Source organism: Apibacter mensalis (assembly GCF_001418685.1).
GTDB classification, from domain to species: Bacteria; Bacteroidota; Bacteroidia; order Flavobacteriales; family Weeksellaceae; genus Apibacter; species Apibacter mensalis.
In genome coordinates this window covers 1-1,170 of record NZ_LIVM01000042.1, presented here as the reverse complement: position 1 = coordinate 1,170, position 1,170 = coordinate 1, and the positions used below count along the sequence as shown (strand labels likewise).

Annotated in this window: 1 protein-coding gene; it reads left to right on the top strand. The window is 34.8% G+C overall.

Translation table 11 applies throughout. The features are described from left to right. Window positions 1-109: 109 nt before the first annotated feature. On the top strand, window positions 110-1,170 hold a 1,061-nt coding region (locus ASC36_RS10400), incomplete at its 3' end, for a major capsid protein (protein ID WP_055426416.1).

The window sequence follows — 1,170 nt, the reverse complement described above, 5'->3', positions numbered from 1 at the left end:
TATGAAGCCGTCATTCTCAAAGACGTATTAGGAGATTTCCCTAGCGAATGGAAAGATAATCACTATTTAAAAAATAATCATAATATTTTATTTATAAATCAATAAAAACATGTCACCAGTTTTATACAGCTCCATTTTTGGAGGATTAACAAAAACCGTTCAGGTAGTGATTGATGAGACTTCACGCCTGAATAAAAAATTTTTCGATACGCCCATTTATGAAAGATACATGACATGGGATACCCCCTCTATAGAATTAAATTTTGAAGAAATAATCGGTAAATATAATTTGTCCATTGCGGCAACCACTATAGAAGACAATTCGAATGAGCCAATAAGAGAACCTAAAGGGCTAAGCTCTATTCAAGCAAAAAATCTCACTCACGCACATTCTTTCCCTTTATCTGTACAAGAATATAGGAAAATATTAGGATTGCTAAGCCACAGTTTTATTAAGGACAGTCAGAAAAGGGATGAATTGATGAAGATCATGATGAATACGGTTAAAGACGCAGTAGACGGGGTCCAAGCCAAGTTAGATATGATATTTTTAGGAGCGTTATCCAACGAAGGGGTTTATAATATAGACAAGAATAACAACCCCGAGGGGATAGAAACAAAAATAGATTATCAAATGCCGAATTCAAACAAAGGTAGAGCAACCATTGAATGGACGGAAGCTAACATAAACACGGTTGACCCTTTTGAAGACATTCAAAGCATAGTTGCGGCCGCACAAAATACTAAATTGGCTGAAATATGGATTTCACAAGCCCGGCTTAGTTATTTGTTAAAATCCAAAAAATTTAAACAAGTCATTTTTGGTGCTGATAAAAGAGACTCTCCTCTATTAATAACCGAATTAAATTCATTTATGGAGAGAAACGGATTGCCTAAATTTAATGTTATTCAGCGTCAAGTAGCAGTACGTAAATCTGATGGATCCATAAAGACGATCAGTCTTTTTAATGATAAGAACCTTGTATTTGTTCCTGAGGGAAAATTAGGAGTTATCAAAAATTCGTATACTAATAACGAACTCATGCCCGAAGAAGGTGTAACTTATTCAAATTACGGTAGAATCAGAATTTCTCAATGGGGGGTTGGGGTAAAACAAAATTCCAATCAAACAGACTTCATAAAAGCCGAAACAATAGCTTTACCTGTGTT